This window comes from Candidatus Nanosynbacter sp. HMT-352, assembly GCF_022819385.1.
GTDB lineage: Bacteria > Patescibacteriota > Saccharimonadia > Saccharimonadales > Saccharimonadaceae > Nanosynbacter.
In genome coordinates this window covers 495,861-521,378 of record NZ_CP089290.1, presented here as the reverse complement: position 1 = coordinate 521,378, position 25,518 = coordinate 495,861, and the positions used below count along the sequence as shown (strand labels likewise).

Annotated in this window: 34 protein-coding genes; 29 read left to right on the top strand and 5 right to left on the bottom strand. The window is 42.8% G+C overall.

Annotation, left to right across the window (positions count from 1 at the left end; translation table 11 throughout):
• Positions 1–55 precede the first annotated feature (55 nt).
• The 4 genes from LRM44_RS02785 to LRM44_RS02770 form a co-directional block, all read right to left on the bottom strand.
• Positions 56–532: a hypothetical protein gene (locus LRM44_RS02785; protein WP_243803663.1), complete on the bottom strand. Its 477-nt coding sequence runs from the start codon at positions 530–532 to the stop codon at positions 56–58.
• Positions 529–1,920 carry a threonine/serine exporter family protein gene (locus tag LRM44_RS02780; protein WP_243803662.1) on the bottom strand — a complete coding sequence of 464 codons (1,392 nt, stop codon included), beginning with the start codon at positions 1,918–1,920 and terminating at the stop codon, positions 529–531. Before LRM44_RS02780 ends, LRM44_RS02785 begins: the two co-directional genes overlap by 4 nt.
• 113 nt (positions 1,921–2,033) lie before the next feature.
• Positions 2,034–2,450 carry a hypothetical protein gene (locus LRM44_RS02775; RefSeq protein ID WP_243803661.1) on the bottom strand — a complete coding sequence of 139 codons (417 nt, stop codon included), beginning with the start codon at positions 2,448–2,450 and terminating at the stop codon, positions 2,034–2,036.
• Between the two features lie 107 nt (positions 2,451–2,557).
• Positions 2,558–4,525, bottom strand: a complete 1,968-nt coding sequence (locus tag LRM44_RS02770; RefSeq protein WP_243803660.1) for an alpha-amylase family glycosyl hydrolase — start codon at positions 4,523–4,525, stop codon at positions 2,558–2,560.
• A 72-nt stretch (positions 4,526–4,597) separates the two neighbouring features.
• On the opposite strand from LRM44_RS02770, the gene LRM44_RS02765 reads away from it, so the two are divergent.
• The 28 genes from LRM44_RS02765 (at position 4,598) to LRM44_RS02635 (ending at position 23,814) form a co-directional block, all read left to right on the top strand.
• Positions 4,598–6,295: a hypothetical protein gene (locus tag LRM44_RS02765; RefSeq protein WP_243803659.1), complete on the top strand. Its 1,698-nt coding sequence runs from the start codon at positions 4,598–4,600 to the stop codon at positions 6,293–6,295.
• 16 nt (positions 6,296–6,311) lie between these two features.
• Positions 6,312–7,523 carry a tRNA guanosine(34) transglycosylase Tgt gene (gene tgt, locus LRM44_RS02760; protein ID WP_243803658.1) on the top strand — a complete coding sequence of 404 codons (1,212 nt, stop codon included), beginning with the start codon at positions 6,312–6,314 and terminating at the stop codon, positions 7,521–7,523.
• 114 nt (positions 7,524–7,637) lie between these two features.
• Positions 7,638–8,822, top strand: coding sequence for an elongation factor Tu (gene tuf, locus LRM44_RS02755; RefSeq protein ID WP_129630995.1), 1,185 nt, complete (start codon positions 7,638–7,640; stop codon positions 8,820–8,822).
• A 140-nt stretch (positions 8,823–8,962) separates the two neighbouring features.
• Positions 8,963–9,904, top strand: a complete 942-nt coding sequence (locus tag LRM44_RS02750) for an L-lactate dehydrogenase (RefSeq protein WP_243803657.1) — start codon at positions 8,963–8,965, stop codon at positions 9,902–9,904.
• 96 nt (positions 9,905–10,000) lie between these two features.
• Positions 10,001–10,318 (top strand): 30S ribosomal protein S10, encoded by a 318-nt coding sequence (rpsJ, locus tag LRM44_RS02745; protein ID WP_129630989.1) that lies wholly within the window; start codon positions 10,001–10,003, stop codon positions 10,316–10,318.
• 69 nt (positions 10,319–10,387) lie between these two features.
• Positions 10,388–10,720: a hypothetical protein gene (locus LRM44_RS02740; RefSeq protein WP_129630986.1), complete on the top strand. Its 333-nt coding sequence runs from the start codon at positions 10,388–10,390 to the stop codon at positions 10,718–10,720.
• Positions 10,721–10,818: 98 nt separating this feature from the next.
• Positions 10,819–11,913, top strand: coding sequence for a hypothetical protein (locus LRM44_RS02735; protein ID WP_243803656.1), 1,095 nt, complete (start codon positions 10,819–10,821; stop codon positions 11,911–11,913).
• A 192-nt stretch (positions 11,914–12,105) separates the two neighbouring features.
• Positions 12,106–12,720, top strand: a complete 615-nt coding sequence (rplC, locus tag LRM44_RS02730; RefSeq protein ID WP_129630980.1) for a 50S ribosomal protein L3 — start codon at positions 12,106–12,108, stop codon at positions 12,718–12,720.
• Positions 12,720–13,319, top strand: a complete 600-nt coding sequence (gene rplD, locus LRM44_RS02725; RefSeq protein ID WP_129744859.1) for a 50S ribosomal protein L4 — start codon at positions 12,720–12,722, stop codon at positions 13,317–13,319. Before rplC ends, rplD begins: the two co-directional genes overlap by 1 nt.
• A gap of 1 nt (position 13,320) precedes the next feature.
• Positions 13,321–13,641: a 50S ribosomal protein L23 gene (locus tag LRM44_RS02720; protein ID WP_146423287.1), complete on the top strand. Its 321-nt coding sequence runs from the start codon at positions 13,321–13,323 to the stop codon at positions 13,639–13,641.
• Entirely contained in the window at positions 13,641–14,480 is an 840-nt protein-coding gene (gene rplB / locus LRM44_RS02715) for a 50S ribosomal protein L2 (RefSeq protein WP_129630971.1), read from the top strand. The genes LRM44_RS02720 and rplB overlap by 1 nt, the downstream gene beginning before the upstream one ends.
• Positions 14,481–14,486: 6 nt before the next feature.
• A complete protein-coding gene (rpsS, locus tag LRM44_RS02710) occupies positions 14,487–14,753 on the top strand; it encodes a 30S ribosomal protein S19 (protein ID WP_129630968.1) in 267 nt (88 codons plus the stop codon).
• Between the two features lie 2 nt (positions 14,754–14,755).
• Positions 14,756–15,214: a 50S ribosomal protein L22 gene (gene rplV, locus LRM44_RS02705; protein WP_146423619.1), complete on the top strand. Its 459-nt coding sequence runs from the start codon at positions 14,756–14,758 to the stop codon at positions 15,212–15,214.
• Positions 15,215–15,850 carry a 30S ribosomal protein S3 gene (gene rpsC / locus LRM44_RS02700; RefSeq protein ID WP_129630962.1) on the top strand — a complete coding sequence of 212 codons (636 nt, stop codon included), beginning with the start codon at positions 15,215–15,217 and terminating at the stop codon, positions 15,848–15,850.
• Positions 15,851–16,264, top strand: coding sequence for a 50S ribosomal protein L16 (gene rplP / locus LRM44_RS02695; protein ID WP_129635102.1), 414 nt, complete (start codon positions 15,851–15,853; stop codon positions 16,262–16,264).
• A complete protein-coding gene (gene rpmC / locus LRM44_RS02690) occupies positions 16,264–16,473 on the top strand; it encodes a 50S ribosomal protein L29 (RefSeq protein WP_243803655.1) in 210 nt (69 codons plus the stop codon). Before rplP ends, rpmC begins: the two co-directional genes overlap by 1 nt.
• Positions 16,473–16,784: a 30S ribosomal protein S17 gene (gene rpsQ, locus LRM44_RS02685; protein WP_129630953.1), complete on the top strand. Its 312-nt coding sequence runs from the start codon at positions 16,473–16,475 to the stop codon at positions 16,782–16,784. The genes rpmC and rpsQ overlap by 1 nt, the downstream gene beginning before the upstream one ends.
• Complete coding sequence (rplN, locus tag LRM44_RS02680; protein ID WP_129630950.1) at positions 16,781–17,149, top strand: 50S ribosomal protein L14; 369 nt, start codon at positions 16,781–16,783, stop codon at positions 17,147–17,149. Before rpsQ ends, rplN begins: the two co-directional genes overlap by 4 nt.
• Positions 17,149–17,469, top strand: a complete 321-nt coding sequence (rplX, locus tag LRM44_RS02675) for a 50S ribosomal protein L24 (protein WP_129637438.1) — start codon at positions 17,149–17,151, stop codon at positions 17,467–17,469. The genes rplN and rplX overlap by 1 nt, the downstream gene beginning before the upstream one ends.
• On the top strand, positions 17,469–18,053 hold the full coding sequence (rplE, locus tag LRM44_RS02670; protein ID WP_243803654.1) for a 50S ribosomal protein L5: 585 nt from the start codon (positions 17,469–17,471) through the stop codon (positions 18,051–18,053). The genes rplX and rplE overlap by 1 nt, the downstream gene beginning before the upstream one ends.
• Positions 18,053–18,322 carry a 30S ribosomal protein S14 gene (gene rpsN / locus LRM44_RS02665; RefSeq protein ID WP_243803653.1) on the top strand — a complete coding sequence of 90 codons (270 nt, stop codon included), beginning with the start codon at positions 18,053–18,055 and terminating at the stop codon, positions 18,320–18,322. Before rplE ends, rpsN begins: the two co-directional genes overlap by 1 nt.
• 20 nt (positions 18,323–18,342) lie before the next feature.
• On the top strand, positions 18,343–18,744 hold the full coding sequence (gene rpsH / locus LRM44_RS02660) for a 30S ribosomal protein S8 (protein ID WP_129630940.1): 402 nt from the start codon (positions 18,343–18,345) through the stop codon (positions 18,742–18,744).
• A gap of 82 nt (positions 18,745–18,826) precedes the next feature.
• Complete coding sequence (locus LRM44_RS02655) at positions 18,827–20,098, top strand: ABC-F family ATP-binding cassette domain-containing protein (RefSeq protein WP_253073851.1); 1,272 nt, start codon at positions 18,827–18,829, stop codon at positions 20,096–20,098.
• Positions 20,070–20,438, top strand: a complete 369-nt coding sequence (locus tag LRM44_RS04150) for an ATP-binding cassette domain-containing protein (RefSeq protein ID WP_253073850.1) — start codon at positions 20,070–20,072, stop codon at positions 20,436–20,438. Before LRM44_RS02655 ends, LRM44_RS04150 begins: the two co-directional genes overlap by 29 nt.
• A gap of 266 nt (positions 20,439–20,704) precedes the next feature.
• A complete protein-coding gene (locus LRM44_RS02650; RefSeq protein WP_243803652.1) occupies positions 20,705–21,442 on the top strand; it encodes an alpha/beta hydrolase in 738 nt (245 codons plus the stop codon).
• 354 nt (positions 21,443–21,796) lie between these two features.
• Positions 21,797–22,537: a uracil-DNA glycosylase family protein gene (locus tag LRM44_RS02645; protein WP_243803651.1), complete on the top strand. Its 741-nt coding sequence runs from the start codon at positions 21,797–21,799 to the stop codon at positions 22,535–22,537.
• A 149-nt stretch (positions 22,538–22,686) separates the two neighbouring features.
• Positions 22,687–23,106: an NUDIX hydrolase gene (locus LRM44_RS02640; protein ID WP_243803650.1), complete on the top strand. Its 420-nt coding sequence runs from the start codon at positions 22,687–22,689 to the stop codon at positions 23,104–23,106.
• 168 nt (positions 23,107–23,274) lie between these two features.
• Positions 23,275–23,814 (top strand): NUDIX hydrolase, encoded by a 540-nt coding sequence (locus LRM44_RS02635; protein ID WP_243803649.1) that lies wholly within the window; start codon positions 23,275–23,277, stop codon positions 23,812–23,814.
• Here the strand turns inward: LRM44_RS02635 and LRM44_RS02630 are convergent.
• Entirely contained in the window at positions 23,777–24,424 is a 648-nt protein-coding gene (locus LRM44_RS02630) for a non-canonical purine NTP pyrophosphatase (protein WP_243803648.1), read from the bottom strand. The genes LRM44_RS02635 and LRM44_RS02630 overlap by 38 nt on opposite strands.
• A 78-nt stretch (positions 24,425–24,502) precedes the next feature.
• On the opposite strand from LRM44_RS02630, the gene LRM44_RS02625 reads away from it, so the two are divergent.
• A complete protein-coding gene (locus tag LRM44_RS02625) occupies positions 24,503–25,447 on the top strand; it encodes a hypothetical protein (protein ID WP_243803647.1) in 945 nt (314 codons plus the stop codon).
• Positions 25,448–25,518: the final 71 nt, after the last annotated feature.

The window sequence follows — 25,518 nt, the reverse complement described above, 5'->3', positions numbered from 1 at the left end:
TCATAAAAAATCCTCGGAGTGAATCCGAGGATTTTTGTTTGGCTAAATTTCAGGTTTATAAGTTTGGGATTGTTAGATTTCGTTTGGTGAGTTCTTCTTTGATTCGTTTGGTCAATTTGCGCGCTTTTGTCGTCTGAATGCTATTTGTGCCATATCTGTTTTCAATATCTTCCAGTCGTTGACCTATGGTTATCGGCTTGCCGTCTGGGCTAGTTGTCATGTCCGCCAAGTTTAATATCAGCAATTCGTCCGTCCAATTGTCCACGTTAGGATCTCCGTGATTAAATACAGAATCAGACCAATTGAAGCCAGATAGTTCTAATATCCTGCCGCCTTCATGCTCGTGATCCGTCTGATTTTCAACAAAAGCGTAGGCAAAGTCGTGTGTCAGTCCCATTAAAAATAAGCTGCGCGCCACATCTTCTTTCATATTGAACACTTCGCGAGCCAGATTGTAAGATTTGTACGCCACTCCGCGCATATGAAATAGTCGCGAGTCTGATAATCCAATGAATTTTATGCTATTTCTCATGACGCTTGCGTGTTTCGACGGAATAAATTGATGAATTGTCGGCGAATTGGGCGGCCGACGATGTTGCCGAATGACGCACCAATTGGTACTGCTACGCCGATGAGAATTGCTCGCGCTAAGATAGCCAAGGCTGGCAAGAAGTTAACGCTGTTCGGTGGATATAAGACGACGCCCATTAATCCATTGTAAAGCGACAATCCTGGGACTAGCGGCACAATTCCCGCCGCGATGATCGCCAGGGAGGGGAATTTCCATAATCTGGAAGTCAGGACTGCGACCAGCCCAATTACCGCCGCCGCGATGCCGCTTGCTGTTACGATATCAAAGCCAAAACTCATGGCTAATCTTGAAATCCACCAGCCGAAAATTGCGATCAATCCAGAAATGATCATCCCCAAAAATCGAGAATGATTTCTCAGAACGAACGCCGCCGCGATAATTCCAGCGCCCAAATATTGAGTGTGCTTGTCGGCTAATGTTAATCGATCTGGTGTTGCAGGGAATGTTATGCCAAATTTTGTCGCAATGTATAATCCGACCATCACGCCGGCAATTACACCGCCCGTCGCCATTACGACTTTTAACAATCTGGCGTTGGCAGTCATGTAGTATTCGTCAATTGCGTCCTGGAACGCGCCGACAAACATTAGTCCCGCGACTAATAAAACGATGCCGCTGATAACCAACAATGTTGCATTGACGCTTAGCCCCATATAATTGCTACACCAAGCTGCGCCCGCCGCCACCAATGTTACGAAAATCGCCACGAGGGCTTGCGAATAAAACAACGGCGCGCCAATACGCCCCAGCCACCTCAGTAATCCAGTTGCCAGGAATCCGAGCAGAAACGCGATTGATGCCATGAGTAAACTGCCGCCGTATAGAATGACGGAACCCGCGCTCACTAATCCGCCCGCCGCGTAAACGACTAGTCGGGAATGTTCGGTGGGTTTTTTGAGTATTTGTTGCAATCGTTCTTCGGCTTCTTCCAGAGAAAGTTGCTTGCGACGAATGTCGAGGGCTAATAATTGCAATGCTTGAATCAATTGATAATTAGGGTCGTCAGGAACGATAACTCGCGCCATCGTCAAAGGCTCATGGCTAACTCCGCGGTCTTGAGAAATTGTCACCAAAGTGTAGCTCACGTCCACGTGAACGGGTCTGCGGCAATATGTCCGCGTGATTCCTTGCGCCATACGAACCACATCGCGCGCCACCACGCCCATGCTCAGAAGTTGCTCGGCGATCGTCATAGCCAGGCGCAAAGCTCGCATATTCGGCGTCAAACTTTCGTCAATTTTCTCCAGATGATGCTCTGGCTCAAAGCTGTAAAGATTAGCGACTCGGGCTAATGATTGCTCAATGAATTTTGGTACTTTTTTCTTCACAATATCTAGTGTAACAAATTTTATGCCAATAGAAATAGCCCGCCAAGAGAGCTCAAGCCGAGGCTTAAGCCTCAGCGAACTATTTCTCTTGGGCGGGCATCAGCCCAGCCTTGTCACCAAGGAAGGAGGTAGTCAACCTTCCGAAGAATGCTCTTTCGGGGTTTGGGCTCTTCGCCCAAAGGCCTAAAGTAGTCGTCAAAATTGGGCGTATTGTCCAATTTGATCTCCTTCTTCAGTGCGCGCCTGAAGACATAATCTGTCTTTAGGTCTCTGAATTCGGTGAAAAACGACCAAGTCACCTTGGCCGCATACACGCAAAACGCGGCGGAGAATACCGACAGAATCCAGAAGGGGATTCGAACTTCGCTCTGACTCATCGCAATAAAGCGATGGTCAAATTGCTTCATCGCGATCGCGATGAAGCTCACGGCTACCGCAAGGTATCCGACGGGGACGAAGAGCAGCACGTAAGCAATAATACGTGCCCTGACGCTGTAGGACTCTACCTTGAACAGTCCGTTGGTTTCCATTTCGGTGACCAACCTTTCGTTGTTGCTGGTACTGGTACTACTTCTGCTAAAATGGAGTTTAACAGAAGCTTACATCATTTATACCACACTTGCGTAAAAAGTCAACACTAGTCAACTTTATCTAAAATAATGCCCGTTCTGGCTGGCAAGTAAACTTTAAGATTGTGATTATTGTGAGCTGGGGAAGTAAAAAATCGGGAATTATGGTCTATTCGCTCCTGTCCGCCGAAGTTCTTGTCGTCGCTACTTAATGCCAACTTATAAGAGCCAGCTTCTGCGGGTACTGCGTAATCTGAGTGAGATTTGTCGGGTGAAAAATTGACAACAAATAAAAAGTCTCCGTGCATAAAACTTACCGTGTGATCGGATTGGCGAACCATCAAATGGCGAACATTAGGATTATCAATTTGCCTAATAATTTTCATCAGCGCCGTGTCAAAATCGCCCAACCATTGATATTTTAAGAAGCCGTTATCGCGTAAATTCCATTGCCGACAAGCGTGCTTAAACGACCAATTATTACCCTCGCGCGGAAAATCAATCCATTCCGGATGCCCGAATTCGTTGCCCATAAAATTCAAATAACCGCCACCATGCAGCCCAGCTGTCATCAGACGAATCAGTTTATGCAGCGCCATGCCACGCTCAACTGTTAAGTCTGGATCAATTTTATCCATGTGCCAATACATATTTTTATCAATCAATCGGAAAATCAGCGTTTTATCACCGACGAGCGCTTGATCGTGACTTTCGGCGTAATTGATGACTTTTTCCTCTGGTCTATGCGAACTCAAAGTGTAAGCCAATTGCCCCAAATCCCAATCTTCATCATTTTTCTCTTTCAGAGTTTTTATCCATAAATCTGGCGCACCCATTTGCAGGCGATAATCAAAGCCCAGCCCGCCGTCCTTTGTCGATGCGCCAAGTCCAGGAAAACCGCTCATTTCCTCTGCAATTGTTGTGGCGTCGGGGCGAATGGCGTGAATGGTTTCATTTGCCAGCCGTAAATAAGCGAGCGCGTCTTTGTCGACGTCGTCGCGGAAATAATCATCATAACTAGTGAAACTTTTTCCGAGTCCGTGGTCGTGGTAAATCATACTAGTTACGCCATCAAACCTAAATCCGTCAATGTGATATTCGTCCAACCACCAACGGCAATTGCTTGCCAAAAAATGCAAAACTTCTGGCTTGTCGTAATCGAATAATCGCGAATCCCATTCTGGATGATTTGTTGGCTTGAAATATTGTGTCGGATCACCAGCGAAATTGCTCAGACCTTCGACTTCGTTTTTGGCGGCGTGAGCGTGGACGAGGTCAATGATGACGCGCAGTCCCATTCCGTGCGCCGTGTCAGCCAATTTTTTAAAATCGTCGGGCGTGCCAAATTTTGACGAAACCGCGAAAAAATTGCTGACGTGATAACCGAAACTGCCGTAATATGGATGCTCGGCGATTGCCATAAGTTGAATGGTGTTATAACCAGATTCTTTAATTCGCGGCAAAACCTCCGTGGTAAATTCGCTGAAGCTGGCTACTTTTTCTTCCTGACTGCTCATGCCAACGTGCGCTTCGTAAATTAAAGGAACTTTTGGCTTGGGCGGGGTTTTGTATTGCCAATCATAGGGAGTTTTTGGCGACCACACGACCGCGGAAAAATCGACAGAATTTTCATCTTGGATGACGTAATTTGCGTATGAAGGCAGTCGCCAGCCGTCGCCGTCAGACCAATGGACGCGCAATTTGTATTTTTGTCCGTGGCGGAGTGAATCTTCAGGAAGATTTATGCTCCATTCGCCGTTTTCATCACGACTTAAGGCGAATTCCTCACGCTCTTTCCAATCTGAAAAATCGCCAACCAAAAATATCTGAGTCGCATTCGGCGCCCATTCTCTAAACGCCCAGCCCACATCTGTTTTATGGAGTCCGAAATGTAAAAAACCCATCGCGAATTCGGCTGGCGTCTTGCCGCTTAAAACTGTTTTCAGCTTCGAAGAAATATACTTCTCGCGCGCCTGAATTGTGAATTTGTGCGGGGCTAGCCACTGGTCCAAATCAACAAGAGTTTTCTTGCTCATGTTTCTAGTATACAGCATACAGAAGGAGCTATGCTTGTAAATATCGATTAAAGTTGTATAATATATAGCAATATGGAACGCTCAAAGCCTGATATGGAGTCTAATTCTCCTAAGCTATTCTCTGACGAAGACTGGAGGCGAATTGCTGGTGCAAATTTATTGCTTGGTGAAGAAAACGACGAGATTGCAATTGCTGAGATAGAACAAGCTGCGCACGCTGGCGATATTGAGGGCGAGAAGGTTAGAGTTGTTGGGTATAGTCAATCCGAAGAGGACGGTTCGTATCGTCTGCAGTCAGTTGAGGGCGTGGCGGATTTGATATCTCCCATGGAAATTGATCCTGAGATTCCAGCGCCGTTTGCGATTTACACCAAAGAGATGGCTGCTTTGTGTGTGCGCACTTCGCAGAAGGACTATTATTTTCCGCTTGACAAGCAGGCGATTGTATCAATAGAGTTATTGCCGGATGATAGCGGCGTTCCTCGATGTGTGCGTAAATTGTGCCACTATGCTGACAAAATTGAAGAAGTTGCTGGCGTCGGCGACATTCAAGATGCGGAGTCGAGGCAGTTTTTGATAGATGAGATAAATGACGTTTTGAATGAGATTCCGTATGATGGCGGAATTCAAGTGAAATGTCAGTCGTATAAGGTTAAAATTGACGGCAGGGAAAATAATATAGAAGACGCTAATTCTACGGTTCTATCTGGATGGCTACCGAGTTTTACGTGGCGTGATGATCGTCCTGTGCTGGAAATGTTTGATATTAAAAATCGATTTGCGACTTTTTGTGTAGATATGAAAGACGTGCTTGATATGGTGCCAATTGATAAAGAGGAGATTGGAGCCCCTATTGATTTATTTGAAACGGTTTTTAATGACGATTTTCAGGAGACCGCTTGGCAACTAGCGACGGATCTTTCTTATGTTGACGAGTCGGAATTTGACGAAGTGTCAAGAGAATATACCCAAACATTAAATGACCAGTTGTCTGAGTTTTCTGCGACAAGACTTTATGGCATTAGCACTGTTGATTTTACCGGTTTTGTGTTGGTTCCTGACGCTACGAAAAATAATGAATTACAGTATGAATTTATGGATATTTCTGGGGCGTGTATTGATGGGATGTGTTTTATTAGCTATCATGATAAATTTTACGCGGCGATTGAAGTGACGATAGATGGTGAGCTTGAAGACTTTTCGAAGAAGGTTTATGTGATACCCGACAGAGATAAGATTATTCGCTTGGAAGGATTTGATGGCGAAGTTGAAGAGCTTAAAATGGCGGTAAATGAACTTCATAAAATTGCAAATTTTGCAAGTGAAGTAGTTAATGATGAGTGTTTCTATAAACTACCTCTTGATGAGCAGCTTGATGTATTGAGTCAGTATGAATGCGCCGCTCGTAATGTAATCCAGGATATTAGCAGAGCGCGGGAGTTTAAGGGCGAATGTATAGTTTCGGCATACCGGTGTTTACCTGGCGATTTGCTGAATGCGGTTTCGTGGAATGATGTTCCGTTAGAAGAAGTGAATAGTCATGAATATGTTGAAAAATTTGCGCTATGTGCGGATAATTTGGCGATCTGGAATCCAGAAATTAACGATAGGCCGGATATTGACGGTCGAATATTAAGCGTGTCGGAATTGCCGCTTAGTCGTGGTGAGCCTGTGCTAATAGTTAATAACACGGAAGAGAATAAATATTACTTGGTGCGATGTAGCGATGTGATTAGCTTGTCGCGAAACGATCCGTCGACCATTTCGTGATATAATCAAACAGATTATGCAGGAAAAACCTTTTTCTTTTGAAATAACTTCACGATTTAACGACACGTTGGCGCGAACGGGAATTATTCATACGCCACATGGTGATATTAAAACGCCGGCGTTTATTGTTGTTGGAACTAAGGCTAATGTTAAGGCGATGATTCCTGAGATGGTGAAGGATGTTGGTGCACAGGCAGTGCTGGCGAACGCTTATCATTTGTATCTGCAGCCAGGACATGAGTTGATTGAAAAGGCAGGATATCTTGGTAAATTTATGCACTGGGACGGGCCGACTTTCACAGATAGCGGTGGGTTTCAGGTTTTAAGTTTGGGCTCTGGCTTTAAGAAGGTTTTGGCTATGAGCACTGATGTTGATGAAGAAATTGCGATTGCTAAAAAATCGTCGCGTCATGCTTGGGTGGACGAAAACGGCGTGATGTTTAAGTCGCATCTGGACGGCTCTTATCATAAATTTACGCCAGAATTGTCCATGCAAATTCAGGCTGGAATTGGCGCTGATATTACTTTTGCGTTTGACGAATTGACCTCTTTGATTGATCCGTATGAATATCAAGTTGAGGCGCTGGCCAGGACGCATGCTTGGGCGGAGCGAAGTTTGGCGGAAGTCAAGCGTTTGCGGGCGGCTCGTCCAGATAAGCCGTACCAAGCTTTATTTGGCGTTTTGCAAGGCGCGAATTACGAGGATTTGCGGAAACAAACTGCCGAGTTTTTGGGCGCGATGGATTTTGATGGCTATGGAATCGGTGGCGCGCTGGAAAAGGAAACTATGGCGCAAACTATTCAGTGGGTTAATCAAATTCTGCCTGAAAATAGGCCGCGTCATTTACTAGGAATTTCCGAGCCTGATGATATTTTTGCGGCAATTGAGCAGGGAATTGACACTTTTGACTGTGTGAGTCCGACGCGAGTGGCTAGGAATGGCGCCGCTTATACGCCGTTTGGTCGAGTCAATGTGCGCGGTCAAAAATACCGCGAGATGTTTGCGCCGATTATGGATAATTGCGATTGCTATACTTGCAAGAATTACACGGCGGCTTATCTCTGTCATCTTTTGCACGCTCGTGAGTCGTTGGCTGGAACGTTGTTGTCAATTCATAACGAGCGATTTATCGTTAAGTTGGTTGACGATATTCGTGTCAGCTTGGAGAATGGAACTTTTTACGAGTTTCGCGATTCGTTCTTGGCGAAGTATTATAGTAAGAAATAGACTATTTACAACTGATTGGAAAATCGTTATAATTAAACTCATACGCCGTGAGGTCTTTTTTATGGACTGTACCCGCGTGAAAAATAATAATTAAATTAAGGAGAACTTCTACAAATGGCAGATGCATTTGACCGAAGCAAACCGCACGTTAACGTTGGTACAATGGGCCACGTTGACCACGGTAAGACTACGCTGACTGCTGCGATTACTGCAGTGTTGGCAAAGCGCCTACCAAGCGCAGTTAACAAACCTGTTGCGTACGACCAGATCGACAACGCACCAGAAGAGAAGCAACGTGGTATTACTATCGCGTCTTCACACCAAGAGTATGAATCAAAGAATCGTCACTATGCACACGTTGACATGCCGGGACACGCTGACTACGTCAAGAACATGATCACCGGTGCTGCTCAGGTTGACGGTGCGGTATTGGTTATCGCTGCAACTGACGGCCCAATGCCTCAGACTCGTGAGCACGTTTTGCTTGCAAAGCAGGTTGGTGTGCCAAAGATCGTTGTCTTCTTGAACAAGATGGACATGGCTGATGAAGAAATGGTTGAGCTGATCGAAGAAGAAGTTCGCGAACTTCTTGAAAAGAACGGCTTCGACAAAGACGCTCCAATTATCAAGGGTTCTGCACTTAAGGCTCTTGAAGGTGACGAGAAATACGAAGACGCTATTATGGAATTGGTTGACGCAATGGACAGCTACATTCCAGAGCCAGCACGTGACATGGACAAGCCATTCATTATGCCAATTGAGGACGTCTTCTCAATTAAGGGTCGTGGTACAGTAGCAACTGGTCGTATCGAGCAAGGTGTTGTTAAATTGAACGACGAAGTTGAAATCGTTGGTTTGAAGCCAACTCAGAAGTCAGTTGTAACTGGTATTGAGGCCTTCAAGAAATCTCTTGACCAAGGTCAAGCAGGTGACAACGCAGGTGTCTTGCTACGTGGTATTGAGCGCAGTGACATTGAGCGCGGTCAAGTTTTGGCAAAGCCAGGCACAATTACTCCACATACTGAGTTTGAAGCTGAAGTTTACATCTTGAAGAAGGAAGAAGGCGGTCGCCACACTCCATTCTCAAAGGGCTACAAGCCACAGTTCTACTTCCGCACAACTGACGTTACTGGTGAAGTTGAATTGCCAGCTGACAAAGAAATGGTTATGCCAGGCGACACTGTAACCTTCAAGGTTAAGTTGCTTGCACCAATCGCTATGGAGCAAGGTTTGAACTTTGCTATCCGCGAAGGTGGCCGTACAGTTGGTGCTGGTGTTGTTACAAAGATTAACAAATAATCTTGATAACACAAGCCTAATTAAATCCCCCGAAAATTCGGGGGATTTTTTGATTGCCGCAAGAAGGAGTTAATTGACAAAGCGGTAATGTTTATGGCAGAATAAAGACATCTAATATAAAACAGAAAAAGGAGATTTTGGTGAATAAACAGAAATTGCTAATTGTTGGCGCAGGCGGAATGGTCGGTGCGACGGCGGCTTATGCGTGCGCGTTGCGTAGTGTTATCGAAGAGATTGTGTTGATTGACCGTAATGAGGATTTGGCTTGGGGTCAAGCGGCCGACATTAATGACGCGATGGGAATTGACAGAAATGTCGTGGTTCATACGGGAAATTATTCTGACATCAATGACGATGACATCGTTGTGATTACCGCGGGTGCGCCGCAGCTTCCTGGTCAGACTCGGTTGGAGCTGATTGACGTTAATGCAAAAATTATGCGTGATATCGTGAAGAATATTATAGCGAATGGCGCGAAGCCGTATTTGGTAATTGTCAGTAATCCCGTTGATGTTTTGACTTACGTGGCGCTTAAGGAATCTGGTTTGCCGAAAAATCGTGTGTTCGGGACGGGCACGACGCTTGATACTTCGCGAATGAAGTCGTATTTGGCGGACGCGTTCAATGTTGATAGCAAAGCGGTTGATGCTTATATTTTGGGCGAGCATGGCGATTCATCGTTTTCGACAATTGAGACGGCGCAAATTGGTGAAGTGCCAATTAAGGAATATCCCGGATTTACAGAGGAAATGATTGACGGAATTGAGCAGAAGGTTCGCGACCGAGCTTATCGGGTGATTGAAACAAAGAAATCGACATATTTTGCGATTGGGTTTGTTGTATCTAAGATTGTTTCGGCGCTCCGAAAATCGACACACACGGTTTATCCTGTTTGCTCTTTGGCTGAAGGTGAATATGGATTGAATAATGTTGTGCTTGGATTGCCATCAACAATCAGCAGCGACGGCGTGAAGATTTTGGCGGGCTATCCGCTTACTAAGCGAGAAAAAGAATCGCTGAATAAATCCGCTGGAATTATTGCGGAAATGATTTCTCATCTTGATAAAGCCAAAAATTGCTGATATAATCGCATAGTTAATAATAATTTATCTCGAGAACTCGATTGACTGTAAATAGGGCAATTAGAGGTTACGAGATTGCACATAAGAGGAGGAGCTATGGCTCAAGATACAGGAATTAAAATCCGTATTCGTCTGAAGGCTTATGACCACAAAGTCATTGACCAATCAGCAAAACAAATTATCGACACCGCAATTCGCACAGGTGCTAACGTGGCTGGTCCAGTGCCTTTGCCAACTCGACGCAGCACTTACACTGTCGTAAAGAGTCCGCACGTTTACAAAACTGGTGGTGAATCTTACGAGCGCCGCGTTCATAAGCGTCTAATTGACATTACAAACGCTACACCAAAGACGATTGACAGCTTGCAGAACTTGAATTTGCCAGCTGGCGTTGATGCTGAAATTCGTATGTAATTTAACGATATATAAAATTTCCGCCTCTTGAATGGGGCGGATTTTTTATGCTATAATTTCATTTAGCTTATGACAAAACAAAAAACTCGTACTTATGCTCGCAACCGCTCGAAGTCTAGCGAGCTATTTAGTCGCAAAGGGCGCGAACGCATTTATGACAATGACGGTTCATTTTTCTTGAAATTGGTGGTTTTTGTGATATTAAGTGCGCTGTGGCTTCGTCTAAAAAATCCAGTTGAAGTTGGCGGTTTGGTTGTCCAGGCTATTCCTGTCGGGCTATTTATTGCGTTGCTGCTGGTATTAAAGATTGAGAAATATCAATTCAACCGGAAAATTTGGTACGTCACGATAATTTTCATGGCAATTCTGACCTCGTTTACGCCGGTTGGCGTGATGATTTAGCTTATGCTTACGAAATATTAAGGGATATATTAATAATCTCTGCTATTAATGTAAATACTATGATTGACATTTTAGCTATTTTTTAGTATAATAAAAACATGGAAAACACTAGATCTAACTCTTCGTCGATCCCAACTATTTTAGACGGTATTAAAGCTGCTGATATAAAGGTTAATTATGGGCCGGATCTGCCATCAGATCCAGAGGTTGTAGAGTATTTTGACAAACTACGTCCAGATACTTGGTCTATAATTCCACCAGAAGAGGAGTTGAATCCTCAACAGAGAGAAGCCTTGGCTGTCTTCGGCAATGCTGACAATTTACGGGAAGATCCCGGCTATAAAATCATAACGACTACATCTCGTATGTTAGTAGAGGCAGAGGCAAGACGCCTCAGTAGGCAAAAAACAACACAGGTGGTAGATAAATGTATAAAGTCAGGGATGATTGCTAAAGAAAATAGAGATCGCTTGATAGATAGGCACGCTAAAGTAACTGAAGGGACGATCCTTACTCTGCGCCGTCAAGTGCTCGACGACGAACTAGATGAGGACAGCCTTCTTTGTGAATATCTTCAGCTTGGAGCTTTAAACTTAGGTAGGCTAGCTATACTGGAGTGTCTTGGCTTTAGCAAAGCGAGCGTCCGAGGAGCTATATCATGCGGGAGCATAGATGATTACGAGAGTAAGAAATCTAAAAGTGAAGAGTTTTTTGCCTTAACTGATAAGGAGCGTGAAGAGAAATTAGAAAAGCTTCTTAAACAATCCGAACGTGTAATCAAGCAACGGCGAGCAGACAGAAAAAAGCGCGAACAAGAAGCTGCCCTGGAAGCCGCCTATAAGAAAATGTTCGGGGATGACTTGGAAGAGGCTACTCGGCGGATCGAGAGAGACGCAGAATCACTGCGACAAGATGGCTATACATTACTAGATCTATCAGCAAAGCTTACACGTATTAGAGAGAAGGCCGAGCTCACTAAAGGAAGTCTAGCAGAGCTGCGCCAAGCCTTTCCAGATTTATGTTACCCAAGCGGACTAAACGCGCTTGATTATTTAGCAGAAAAATATTTCGCAGACACAGACACAGAAATAGCAGTGTTGGTTGGCGCTCAAGTTATGGGAACAGGTAAAGTATGCGCTCTTGATACAAACTTAGCAACTATTTATAAAAAATCAGATTCCTCAGAGGGCTGACCCTAGTCGGACTCGTTGACAGTCTATAGCTTCATGTGCTATAATTACGAGGTAATTTCTATTACGCGTAATATCAACTGTTCTCCTTGGTGAATGAGCAGGTCTGGTTATGAACGGGTGTTTATATTTAATATCCTCTCAGAATCCAGAAACCGCACATCATCAGGAGTATTTAAGTGGGAGTGAGGAAAAGTGAAAACACTTCTCGGTACCAAACTTGGTATGACCCAGCTCTTGGCTGAAGACGGCAAAGCCATTCCGGTAACGCTGATCCAAGCCGGCCCTGTCACCGTTACTCAGGTGAAGACTGTCGAAACCGACGGTTACAATGCGGTACAGGTAGCTTTTGGAGAGGGTAAGAACCTGAGCAAGGCCGTGGCTGGACACGTTAAGCCAGCCCAAGTGACCCCGAAACATATTCGGGAATTCCGTGTCGACCAGATTCCAGAGGATCTGAAAGTTGGCAGTGAAATTAATGTTTCCGCGTTTGAAGTCGGCGATTTTGTCGATGCAACCGGAACCAGCAAAGGTAAAGGTTTCGCTGGAACCATTAAACGCCACAACTTTAAGCGTCATCGTAAGACGCACGGTGGTAAAGGTAATACTCGTAAGCCAGGTTCAATTGGCTCGATGTATCCACAAAAAGTTTTCAAGGGTAAGACGATGGCTGGCCATATGGGTCACGAACGTGTTACTGTTAAGAACTTGGAAGTGGCATATGTTGATCCAGAGACCAATCTAATCGGGGTTAAGGGCGCTGTTCCTGGACCACGAAAGGGGCTGATTATTTTAGGAGGTAACAAGTAATGGCAGATTCAACCAAACTTCCTAAAGACATTTTTGCTGTGGAAGTGCCAAATCACGAATTGTTGAAATTGGCATACGACAGCTACTTGGCAAACGCACGCCTAGCTAGCGCTACAACCAAGCAGCGCGGCGAAGTTTCTGGTGGTGGTAAAAAACCATGGAAGCAAAAGGGAACTGGTCGAGCACGTTTTGGCTCAACTCGTAACCCAATCTGGCGCGGCGGTGGTGTGGTATTTGGCCCACGCGGCAACGAAAATTACACTAAAAAATTGTCAAAGACTGCTAAGAAAGTGGCAGTTCGCCAAGCTTTGACCGTAGCTAACGAAGCTAAGAAAATTGTCGTTAAAGATGTTAAGACTACTGGCAAGACCAAGGAAGTCGCAACATTCCTAGCCGACAACAAGTTCGAGCGCCGTGTTCTGATCGTTGTAGATGAGAAGACGCCAGAACTTATGCGCGCTACAAATAATATTCAGAACGTTTTGGTGGTTCGCGCTAATTATCTAAGCGTTTATCACATTCTGAATGCGGATACAATCGTTATAACACCGAAAGCTCTACCTGTAATTACTGCATGGTTGGGTAAGGAGGAAGCGTAATATGAAACAGACGATTATTATCCCACGCGTTAGTGAAAAGGCTTACGCACAGAGCGCTAACGGCGTATATGTGCTGCGAGTTCCACTTAACTTGAATAAGAACGAAATCAAATCAGCAGTAGAAGAACAATTTGGCGTTACTGTAGTTAAGGTTAAAACCTTAGTACAAGACGGCAAAGCTGTACGCTTCTCACGTGGCAAGAATCGTTATCCTGGCACAACAACGCGCAAGGATTGGAAGAAGGCTTACGTGACGCTGAAAGAAGGCGATAAGCTCGATGTGTTTGACGCAGTAGAGCAGCAGATGGAGGAGACCAAGTAATGCCAGTGAAAGCTTACAATCCAACCACTCCTGCTCGTCGCGGCATGACGAGTCAGGATTTGTCAGACATTACAACAAGAAAACCTCTTAAAAGTCTGATTAAAGCTAAAAAGCAAAATGCCGGTCGCAACAACCAAGGTCGAATTACTGTTCGTCATCGCGGAGGCGGCGTTCGTCGTCACTACCGCTTGGTGAACCATAATTTGCCAGCAGGCTTGACCTTGACGATTGAAGAAATCGAATACGATCCAAACCGCTCAGCTCGTATTGCTCGAGTTAAGGATCAGTACAATTTGTACCACTACATCTTGGCTGACACCTCAATGGTTAAGGGTAAAACTATCCGAACTGGCGAAGAAGCTCCAATTGAGGCTTCAAACCGCTTGCCATTGTCAGTTATTCCTGTTGGTACGATGATTTACGCTATTGAGTTGACCGCTGGTAAGGGCGCACAAATGGTACGCGCTGCCGGTGCTAAAGCTCAGTTGATGGCGAAAGAAGGCAACTACGCAACTATCAAATTGCCATCTGGCGAAGTTCGCAAAGTTCGCTTGGAAGCTACCGCTGCTATCGGTGTAGTCGGTAACGTTCAGCACCAAAATGTTAAGATCGGTTCAGCTGGTCGCAAACGCCGCAAGGGTATTCGCCCAACCGTTCGTGGTGTCGTTATGAACGCCGCAGACCACCCACATGGTGGTGGTGACGGTGGTCGCCACGGTACTGGTAAGGCACCACGTACTCCTTGGGGTCAATTGACATTAGGTTATCGAACTCGTCGCCGTAAAGGCTCGAATAAATTAATCGTACGCACGCGTCACGACGCGAAGAGGAAGAGGTAAATCACGATGAGTCGTTCATTAAAGAAAGGTCCATTCGTCGATGTAAAGCTAGCAAAGAAAATTGCTGCTCTTAGCCTTGACGATCGAACCGTTATCAAAACGTGGGCGCGCGCTTCGACTATTACACCAGAGATGGTTGGTCGAACGATTGCTGTTCACAACGGTAGAGTGCACGTACCAGTGCTGATTACCGAAAACATGGTTGGTCATAAACTCGGTGAGTTTAGTCCAACTCGTAAATTCCGTAAACACGGTGGAAAGGATAAGAAGTAATCATGGCTGATACAACTTATACTGTCCGTGCTTACGCAAAAGGTGTCGATCAGGCGCCACGTAAGGTAAGTCTAGTCGCAGCTTTGGTGCGAGGTCGTACTGTAGCTGATGCGCTAGTTATCTTAGAGCACGTTCCAAAGCGCGCTGCTAGCCCAGTTAAGAAGGCTATCGAAAGCGCTAAGGCAAACGCCATCAACAACCACGGCTTGGACGCTAAAAGTTTGATAATTACTACTTTGAGTGTTACTACTGGTACGCGTTTGCGCCGCTTTAAGCCTGCATCACGTGGCCGCGCTTTGCCATTCCAGAAAAAGACTTCAAATATTTTAGTTGAAGTAACTGGCACGGAAAAGCCAAAGAAAGCGCCTGCAAAAAAGGCCGAAGCTAAGGCAGAAGCAAAAACTGCTAAGCCTGCAGCTAAAAAAGCCGCTAAACCGGCAGCAAAAAAGGAGGAGAAGTAAATGGGTCAAAAAGTGAATCCAATCAACTTCCGCCTACAGGTCAATAAGAACTGGAGCTCTCGTTGGTTTACGGCCAATAAAAAAGAGTTTGCAGAGGCGATTCGTCAGGATCACGAAATCCGCGAGTTGATTGAAAAGAAATTTGCCTCACGCCCAACTATCAATCGCATTGAGATTGAGCGTAGCGCTAACTTGATCACGATTACAATTCACACGGCAAAAGCTGGTGTTGTTATCGGTCGCGGTGGTGCTGGCGTGAACGAATTGAAGAAGCAAGTTGAGAAGATTGCTGGCCAGCCAGTTCGTATCAACATTGAAGAAGTTCGCCGTCCAGAATTGGCAGCCAAATTGGTAGCTGAGAATATCGCTCGCCAATTGGAGCGCCGAATCAACTTCCGCCGTGCAACTAAAATGACCGCACAAAACACCATGAATGCTGGCGCGAAAGGTATTCGTATTGAGGTGGCTGGTCGTTTGAACGGTGCTGAAATGGCACGTCGCGAAAAGGTAATTGAAGGTTCAGTGCCTCTACACACCTTGCGCGCTGATATTGACTTCCACTGTGCTCGTGCTCAGACACCAGCTGGTATCATTGGCGTGAAAGTGTGGATTTATAAGGGAGAAAGGAGTCGCTAAATGCTGTTACCAAAGAAAACTAAGCACCGCAAAGTGCGTATTGGAAAAAACCGCGGTCAAGCAACTCGTGGCAATTACATCGCGTTCGGCGACTTTGCATTGCAATCACAATCAAACGAGCGCATCAACTCCCGCCAAATCGAGTCTGCTCGTCAGGCGATGACTCGTTACATCAAGCGTGGTGGTAAGATTTGGATTCGAATCTTCCCTCACACTCCAGTTACCCGAAAGCCACTTGGCTTGAAGATGGGTGGCGGTAAAGGTAACCCAGAGTTCTTCGTTGCTAAGGTAAAGGCTGGTACTGTTCTGTTTGAGATGCAGGGCGTTTCAGAGGAAGTTGCTCGCGAGGCAATGCGTCTGGCTAGCCATAAATTGCCAGTCAAATGTAAGTTCATCAAGCGGGAGGACGCATAATGGCTGAAACGAAGAAATCTGTTAAAGCAGCAGTTGTTAAGACGATTGACGACTTGAAGAAGGAATTGGCTGAAAAGCGAAACGACCTACTTCAAGCAAAGCGTTCTCACTCTGCTGGCGAATTAGTTAATCCAAAAGCGTTGCGTTCACTCCGAAAGGAAATTGCACGCCTGCTGACACAAATTAATAATACAAAGGAGAGCAAGTAATGGCCCGACGAACATTGATTGGCGTCGTAACGAGTGCCAAGCGCGACAAGACCATCACTGTGACGGTCACTAGCCGCGAAACGCATCCGCTATACGGCAAGCAGTACACCGTGACTCGCAAATACACTGCTCACGATGAAACCAACGAAGCAGGTGAAGGCGACAAGGTGCAGATCGAAGAGACTCGCCCAATTTCCAAGACTAAGAGCTTTACTCTAGTTAAGGTGATTGAAAAGTCTCGCGGTTCTATCAAACTAAAGGACGAAGTTTCTGGCGAAACTAAGGAAGAGGCCAAGGAGGACGACAAATGATCCAACAAGAATCTCGCCTTAAGGTAGCCGACAACTCAGGCGCTAGGGAAGTTTTGTGTATTCGCGTTCTTGGCGGTACACGACGCCGTTACGCTCGCGTTGGCGATGTAATCGTCTGTTCAGTAAAAGACGCTAGCCCAACCGGTAATGTTAAGAAAAAATCTGTTGTTAAGGCTGTAGTTGTTCGTACTCGCGATCAAATTCATCGCAAAGACGGCTCAACAATCTGTTTTGACGACAACGCCGTAGTGATTATCAACGATGACAAGCAACCAAAAGCTACTCGTGTCTTCGGTCCAGTTCCACGCGAACTTCGCGATATGGGCTACATGAAGATCGTCAGCTTAGCTCCGGAGGTACTCTAATGGCTCGAATTCATAAAGACGATACCGTAAAAATTATTGCTGGTAAAAATAAAGGCACAACTGGTAAAGTCCTGAAAGTTAACACAAAAGATCAAACTGTTTTGGTCGAAGGTGTTGGCGTTGGACATCGTCACGTTAAGCCAAGCCAGTACAATCCAAAAGGTGGCAAGAAAGATATTCACGTACCAATGGATATCAGCAAAGTCGCTTTGGTTGTTGATGAGAAATCAGGCAAAACCAGTCGGGTTGGTTTAGTAAAGAATGCTGACGGCGGCAAAACTCGTGTTGCTCGCCAGGTAAAAAATAAGGAGATTAAATAATGGCAGAAAAGAAAACTGTCGTGCCAGCTCCTCGCTTGAAAGCCTTGTATCAAGGAACTTACCTTAAGGAACTACAAGCCGAATTGAATCTAAAGAACGTGCATGAAGTGCCAGCTTTGGAAAAGATTGTCGTGAGCGTTGGTACCGGCAAAAAGAAAGATGACAAGCGTCATTTTGAAATTGTCAAAAACACTGTCGAGAAAATTACCGGTCAAGCACCAGTAGCTCGACAAGCTAAAAAATCAATCGCGACATTTAGCATTCGTAAAGGTATGGGTGCGCCAATTGGTGTTAGCGTAACTTTGCGCGGCGCTCGTATGTACGAGTTTATGGATCGTTTGATTAACGTTGCTTTGCCTCGCGTTCGTGACTTCCACGGCGTTGGCTTGAAGTTTGATAAAGGTGGCAATTATAATCTCGGCATTACCGAGCAATCGATTTTCCCAGAATTGACATTTGAGGAAACTCAAGTTTTGCACGGCTTGCAGGTTACATTTGTTATCAAGAACGGCAACAAGGAAGCTTCTAAGGCGTTGCTAGAAAAATTCGGCATGCCGTTTGAGAAGAAAGGAGGCGTCAAGTAATGGCTAAGAAATCAATGGTCGCTCGTGATAAGAAGCGTATGAAGATGATTGCCAAGTTTGCAGCGAAGCGCGCTGAGTTGAAAGAACTTGGCGACTTCGATGGTTTGCAGAAGTTGCCTCGCAATTCTAGCCCAACCAGGCACAAGAACCGTGATAGCATCTCTGGTCGCCCACGCGGCTACATGCGTCAATTCGGCTTGAGCCGTATCAATTTCCGCGAAAAAGCAGCCAAGGGTGAAATCCCAGGCATAACAAAGAGTAGTTGGTAAGAAGGAAAGGAGATTAGAATATGTCTATGCAAACTACAGACCCAATCGCCGACCTTCTGACTCGCATCCGTAATGCGAAATTGGTTGGCAAAACGGAAGTTCGTGTTCCGTCCAGCAAGATGAAGAAAGTCATCGCTGAGCAATTAGTCAAAAACGGCTACTTGGCAGATGTCAAGCTGGAAGACGCTAAGCCTCGTGGCGTGTTGGTAGTTACTATCAATGAAAAAGGAACTAACAGCACTATCAACGAAATTACCCGCATCTCAAAACCTGGTCGTCGCGTTTACGTCGGCGCTAGCGAGATTCCAAAGGTGAAAAGTGGCCGCGGTTTGGTACTTATCTCAACCTCAAAAGGCGTCATGACTGGCGCTGAAGCAGCCAAGGCTAAGCTTGGCGGCGAATTGTTGTTGAAGGTTTACTAAGCCTCGCGCGAATCAAATAAACGTCCTCATTGCAGGGCGTTTATTTTTATATCTATCTACACAGAGATAGTATAATAGTGATGTGATCGATCTTAAAAATGTGTCTTATGAAACCAATAGTCGAGAATTGTTTAGTGATGTAAACTTTGTTATCAACGCTGGAGACAAGATTGGACTAGTTGGTCCAAATGGCGCCGGGAAAACTACTTTATTAAAAATAATAAACGGAGATATCCAGCCTACGTCAGGTGATATTATTTCGAGTGGTGAAGAAATAGGTATTTTACCACAAAACCTGAATAAATGGCTCGACAAGACAGTTTATGATTTTATAGAAGAGGTGACCGGTGTTAAGTTGGCTAGAGAAGAATTTGATTATCAGTGCGAGAGGTTAGCTCAAGAGGCTAATGAAAAGACGCTATTAATTTATGGCGAAGCTCTGGAGAGGTATGAAAAATTCGAAGTAGCAAATTTTGACACGACGATTAAAAAGGCTTTATCGCGAGCAGATCTGGATGATATTGATCCGGATAGATGTCTGAATACATTTTCTGGGGGACAACGCACCCGGATAGCTTTGGCGGCAGTTTTTGCGTCTCGTTATGATCTAATTTTGCTTGATGAGCCAACTAATAACCTTGATGATAGTGGAGTAATTTTGCTTGAAGATTTTATCGACAATTCGCCAGCTTCATTTTTGATCGTGTCTCATGATCGGCATTTTTTACGTAACACTGCGGAACGGATTGTAGAATTGACTGGCGGCAAGGGTGTGAATAAGTACAATCTTGGTTACGATGAATATATTGAAGCAAGACGTGAAGCTCGTCAAGCAATGACTGATCGCTATGAGCAATATGAAAAGGAGAAAAAGCGACTATATCGTGTTGCGCGGGATGCGAGAATTCGTGCGAATTCGGCCAAAGCTAGCTATAAAAAATCGGACAGTGACAAGTTAAATGATAATTTTCGTAAAGAGCGCGCATCTTCAAATATTGCAGGGGCGGCTGGAGGTGTAGAGTCTCGTCTGCGACAATTGAATGAACCTGAGAGAGTGGAGGATGAAATTGCTATTAAGTTTGCTTTCGATGAAGTATCATCTAAGAAGCATAGCCTTATTTCTGTGCAATCGCTAAGTATTTCACATGATGGAGAGAAGATGATAGGGCCCGTTACTTTTAATGTACGTCCTGGTAATAAAATATTGATCCAAGGGGAGAATGGTGCAGGAAAATCTTCGCTCCTCAATTTTATTATGGGAAATAATACACCCGAGTATCATCGCGGAGAAATAAAAAAAAGGCGAAAATACAAAAATAATATACATGAATCAGTCGCAATCATTGCCGCTTAAAGACAACTCGCCTTTGGATAATTTGCGGTATTTATCGCCAAAGATTGAATTACACGACGCGATCAATATATTAATTCGTTTTGGTCTGGATAAACGAACAATCTCTTCGACAAAAGCAATAGACCTCAGCGGTGGCGAACGAGCTAAAGTTTTGCTTGCTGCTATGTCAACGAACTCTCCTGATCTTATCATCCTGGATGAGCCGACGAATAACCTTGATATTCCTACGATTGAAGCTTTGGAACTGGCGCTAGGTCAGTATAGAGGAGGCGTTGTGATAGCGTCTCATGATCAAGACTTTATCGAAAATATAGGGATAACGGAGAAAATTAAAATATAAAAAAGACTTGACGGAATAGCTTTTACTATTATTAGATAAAATTAATATTAAGATGATTCAGCATTTGAATGCTTAGGAGAAGCAGGAAGTGATAAAAGGACTACAATAATATCTCCAATTGAAAATGTTATAGTATCTTGTAATAAAATTCAGTCATCAGGCAATTGCAAAGGCGGCAAAGACTCGCCAAAATATGCTTTGTTTGGATGTGATGATATCAATTCTACTGCTTTTTGTATATTATAATTTAACTAAGGGGTAATTTTATGATAGTTAAAGAATATGGAAAATCTAATAAAGATATTATTATGTTATTACATGGTGGTGGATTATCATGGTGGAATTATGAAGAAGTGTCAGAAATATTAAAAAGTAATTATCATGTAATATTACCAATATTAGATGGTCATTCAGGAAGCGATAGAGATTTTACTTCTATTGAAAATAATGCGAATGAAATAATTGAATATATTGATAATAATTATAACGGAAATGTTAAACTTATAGGAGGACTTTCACTAGGAGCACAAATTTTATTAGATATATTGTCAAAAAGAGACAATATATGTGAATATGCAATAATTGAAAGTGCTTTAGTGTGTCCAATGAAAATGACAAATAAACTTATAGAATCATCAATTAATGTGTCTTATGGACTTATAAATAAAAAGTGGTTTTCTAAACTTCAATTTAAAAGTTTAAAAATAAAAGAAGAATTATTTAATAAGTATTATATTGATAGTTCTAATATAACAAAAGATAATATGATTTCATTTTTAAAAGCTAATTCCAATTATCATCTTAAGAATATAAAAACTAACAAATCAAAATCAATAGTGGTAGTAGGAAGTAAAGAAAGACCAATTATGATTAAATCTGCAAAAATAATACACGATGAATTAATTAATAGTGAATTAGAAATATTAAGTGGTTATTATCATGGAGACTTAAGTATTAATCATCCAAATGAATATGCAGAAAAAGTTAAGAAATTGATAAAATAACTGTTCGGAAAATTTTAGTAAACACAAGCAGTTTGAAGAGTAAATATGATGAGATCTGAAAGGTTCTTATTTTTATGTCTTTAAATCATATTCACTCTAAAAAGTTTGTAGTGTTAAGAATGGTAGTAGTATAATTATCTCTATTGCAAATGGCTTTTTACGCCCAGAGGATCAATATATAATTCCAGGAACAGAATTTATTGATATTTATAGAGGTTTTGATATAGTAAAAAAATTGTCAACGGAACTTCGTAATAATTGTTTTGAAAATATTAGATTTTTTCCTACAAATGTAGAACTTTTTTATCAGCTAAGGTAAAAAAAAATGATGTTAAATTTTAAAGGAAGTACTAAATGATTGAACAGAAAACATTCGGCCAGAAAGTAATAGAATTTAATAAAAAATTATCTAAAATATCAATGGAATTACCGGATGGTTTTAAAATTATAAATCCGTTTAATGGAAATCAAAAAGAAATAGTAAATGAAATTTCAACAACGTTCTACAAAAGGTTTTACAATGATTGTAATAAACGTCGTATAATATTAGGAAGTTCACCAGCACGTCGAGGAACAGCTGTTACGGGGGTGCCATTTGAGGATGCGGAACATCTTCAAAAAGAAACTGGTATTTTGATTGATAAGTTTTATATTAACAAATCGTCTTCAGGTTTTTTATATGATGTAATTGAAAAATATGGTGGATGCAAAAAGTTTTATTCTGATTTTTATATGAATTTTGTCTGTCCTGTTGGTATAGTTAGAGCCAATTCAAAGGGGAATGAGGTTAACTGCAATTATTATGATAGTAAAAAATTGCAAGAAACATTGTATTCTTTGATTGTTAGTTCAATACAGGCACAAATTGATTTTGGAATCGATACTTCTGTGTGTTATTGCATAGGAAGTGGAGATAATTATACATTTTTATCTAAAATAAACAAAAAATATAATTTTTTTGATGAAATCATACCTTTGGAACATCCGAGATTTATAATGCAGTATAATTCTAAACATAAATATGAATATTTTGAAAAGTATTTGACAGCTTTAAAGCAAAATCATGGCAAAGAAAAGGAGATAACATATCGTTAATAAAAATTTTAATGAAACATTAATACATGATGAGTTGTTCAAAAAGATTGATTATGTTATTTTGTTGCTGAAGGTTTACTAAGCCTCACGCAAATCAAATAAACGTCCTCATTGCAGGGTGTTTATTTTTTATGATAAACTTTTATCATATGGGAGCTGGAGTGCTAAAAGACATAAAGTCGGCATACCGAGTAGCGGTAAAGGGATTAGTGCGTGATGAATTAGGTAGACTGCTGTTCGTTCAAGAGAGAAGTGATTCATGGGACCTTCCTGGCGGTGGGCTGGAACATGGCGAGGATATTACAGAAGCGTTGAAACGAGAGTTTCTGGAAGAACTAGAGACAGATATCGAAGTGGCTGTAGAAAATCCCTTGATTATTCCAACTTGGAATACAAAGTTTGACGACCCCGTTTTGATTATTGCCTACAAAGTTACTCTATTAACGATACCTCGTAAAACAGATGAAGTTTCAAACTTTAGCTATTTTGATATTCATGAAATCAAGCAAGAAAAGCTGGATTCTACGCTGATTGGCAATCTTTCAAAGATATATCAAATTGACCGATAGTACTCTCGAGAGAAATATTTCTATGCTTTCCATACGGCAGACAGCACTGAAGATGCTCTCATGTCGCTCTGTGCTATAAAAGAAAACGCAGGACACTTTCTGACACCCGGGGATATAAAATATAATAGATTAGGCTGGCTAGCCCAGGCAATAAATTTAGGAGATATCATGGATACCATAAGAAAAACTATCAAAGCACGCACCTGGAAGGACGGTAAAGAAATTCACCCAGAAGATCAGGCTCTTCCAGTAAATCAGGTGTATGCTTGGCTTTTTACTCACGATAATAAAATAGCTATCGTCTCTAAAGATGGTCGAAAGTGGCAGCTGCCCGGTGGAAAACCAAATAAGAACGAGACTTACTTGCAGACCATTGTACGTGAAGTGGCTGAAGAGACGGGAATTAATACAGACAGCGTGTCTAGTCAGTATAAGTTCTTTGGCTATTACGATATCTTGGAAACAGATAGATTAAAAAATGATGACGAGTACTTACAGCTTAGGGTTAGTCTGAAACTTAGTAAGAATGCCGATGAGTATATCTTACATCAACAGAACGAGGACGAAGAACAAATGCAGGAAGAACAGATACGATATGCTAAATTTGTAACAGTTGATGAACTCACACAACACATTCCATGGGCAAGTGAGAGCGCGGAGTTGCAGGCCGCTATACAGAGCCAAATAAATTTTCCTGTATCACACTAGCACATTTTTCGACCGCAACCTCATGTCCGAGTAAATATCCATTACGCTTCAACTTCGGCAGTTCGCGCACTTCGTGAAACATCATATTAAGTTCGGGCACGAAAAATAATTCCCGAAACGGCATTCCTTTGAGCCGTGATTCCTCGCGTGACTCAGTTAAGATAACGCCAGAATTTTCTCCAAAAATTACCTCCTCACGACCATCAGGAAAATTTATTACAAGACACGTCGTGTATTGTGCTCGTCTGTTTGCCTTATTTTCAAGCTTCTTCAGACAATAATCTACGATTTCTTGATCGCTCATTTCGTGACCATTCCAGCGTCTTGTAAATACGCCAGGCTCGCCATTTAGGGCGTCAATCTCCATGCCGGAATCATCGGCAATAATTATCAGGTTTTTATCATTTTCATGTAAATGATTCCTTGTGTGTCGCGCCTTCAATAGGGCATTTTGTTCAAATGTCGTGCCTGTTTCTATGCAGTCAGGCATTTGATAGTCTAAATCTGCCAACGAAATAATTGACGTCTGCGGAGCGAATTTATGAAACGCGGCGACAAATTCTGCGTATTTGCCTGGGTTTCTGGTGGCGAAAAGTATAGTTGCTGTCATTGAGTATGATTATATCAATTATCATAAATATCGAAAAATTGCTAATTTGACGGCATTATAATATTATCAAACCAAGCAATGATAATTTCATCCATATACAAAACAGCCGATAACGACGGACTAATCGCTCATATTTATGAACATTTATTAGCTCAGTACGTTTTGAAGCGTCTTCAAGACAATGAGTTCTTTATTCTGAGCGATATCATACTGTCCGCAAAAACATATGGCGACACTTGTTTTATAGATGCTGAATTATATAGTCCGGAAGCGAAAAAGACATACGACGAGGCATTGCGAGAGTTTGATAAATTAGTCATTCCAGAAGATGATATTTTGAGGGCTGCTGGCGAGTGTGGAATAGAAATGAATCGAAATATAGTAGAAGTCGACCGAAGTGAACTGAGTAAAAAGCTACGCGAAGTTCAGATTTCTCTGTGGCGTAAGCAAATTGATATGGCGTATCGTAAGGCTCACGATGAAAGCTCTGTTAATACGCTTTTTCGTACTTCGTATATAAAATACAGTAAAGAGTCTGACGATCTTTTTCGTGAATGCGTTCTGGAGTATTCAATTGATGAAAGTCACATACAGACGCCTGTTGATCAAGCTCTGGCGGCAATTGTTATGCAGATTGTGGCTCTCAATTTCTTGACGGTCGTGCGAGAAAAATATACAGTGTATGATCGTGGCGATCAGTGGTCGGAGGCGTCAATTTCGGTTGGATACAGAATGTTTCTTGGACTATTGAAGAAAGATGACAAAATAATTAATCAATTGAGTTATGATTTCTTAGAATATATAAAAATTTTATCGTCGTCCGTCTTTTGTGATAATTTACAAAAAGCTCTTGTTCGATGTTCGGATAATCATAAACAGGTTATATTAAATAGGAGTACGCTAAATGCGATCCTTGGAGGGTGTGTTATTGGCGGCAAAGGTTGGTTGGAAATGGCGGATAGTGCTCGAATAAGGCAAATGGTTAATTCAATCGAGTTGGATATATATGAGGTTAATTCGTAGCTTGAAAACCTTGCTTTTTACCCCTAATCTGTGTTAAAATACTGAAGTTAATATCAAATCACACGAAAGGT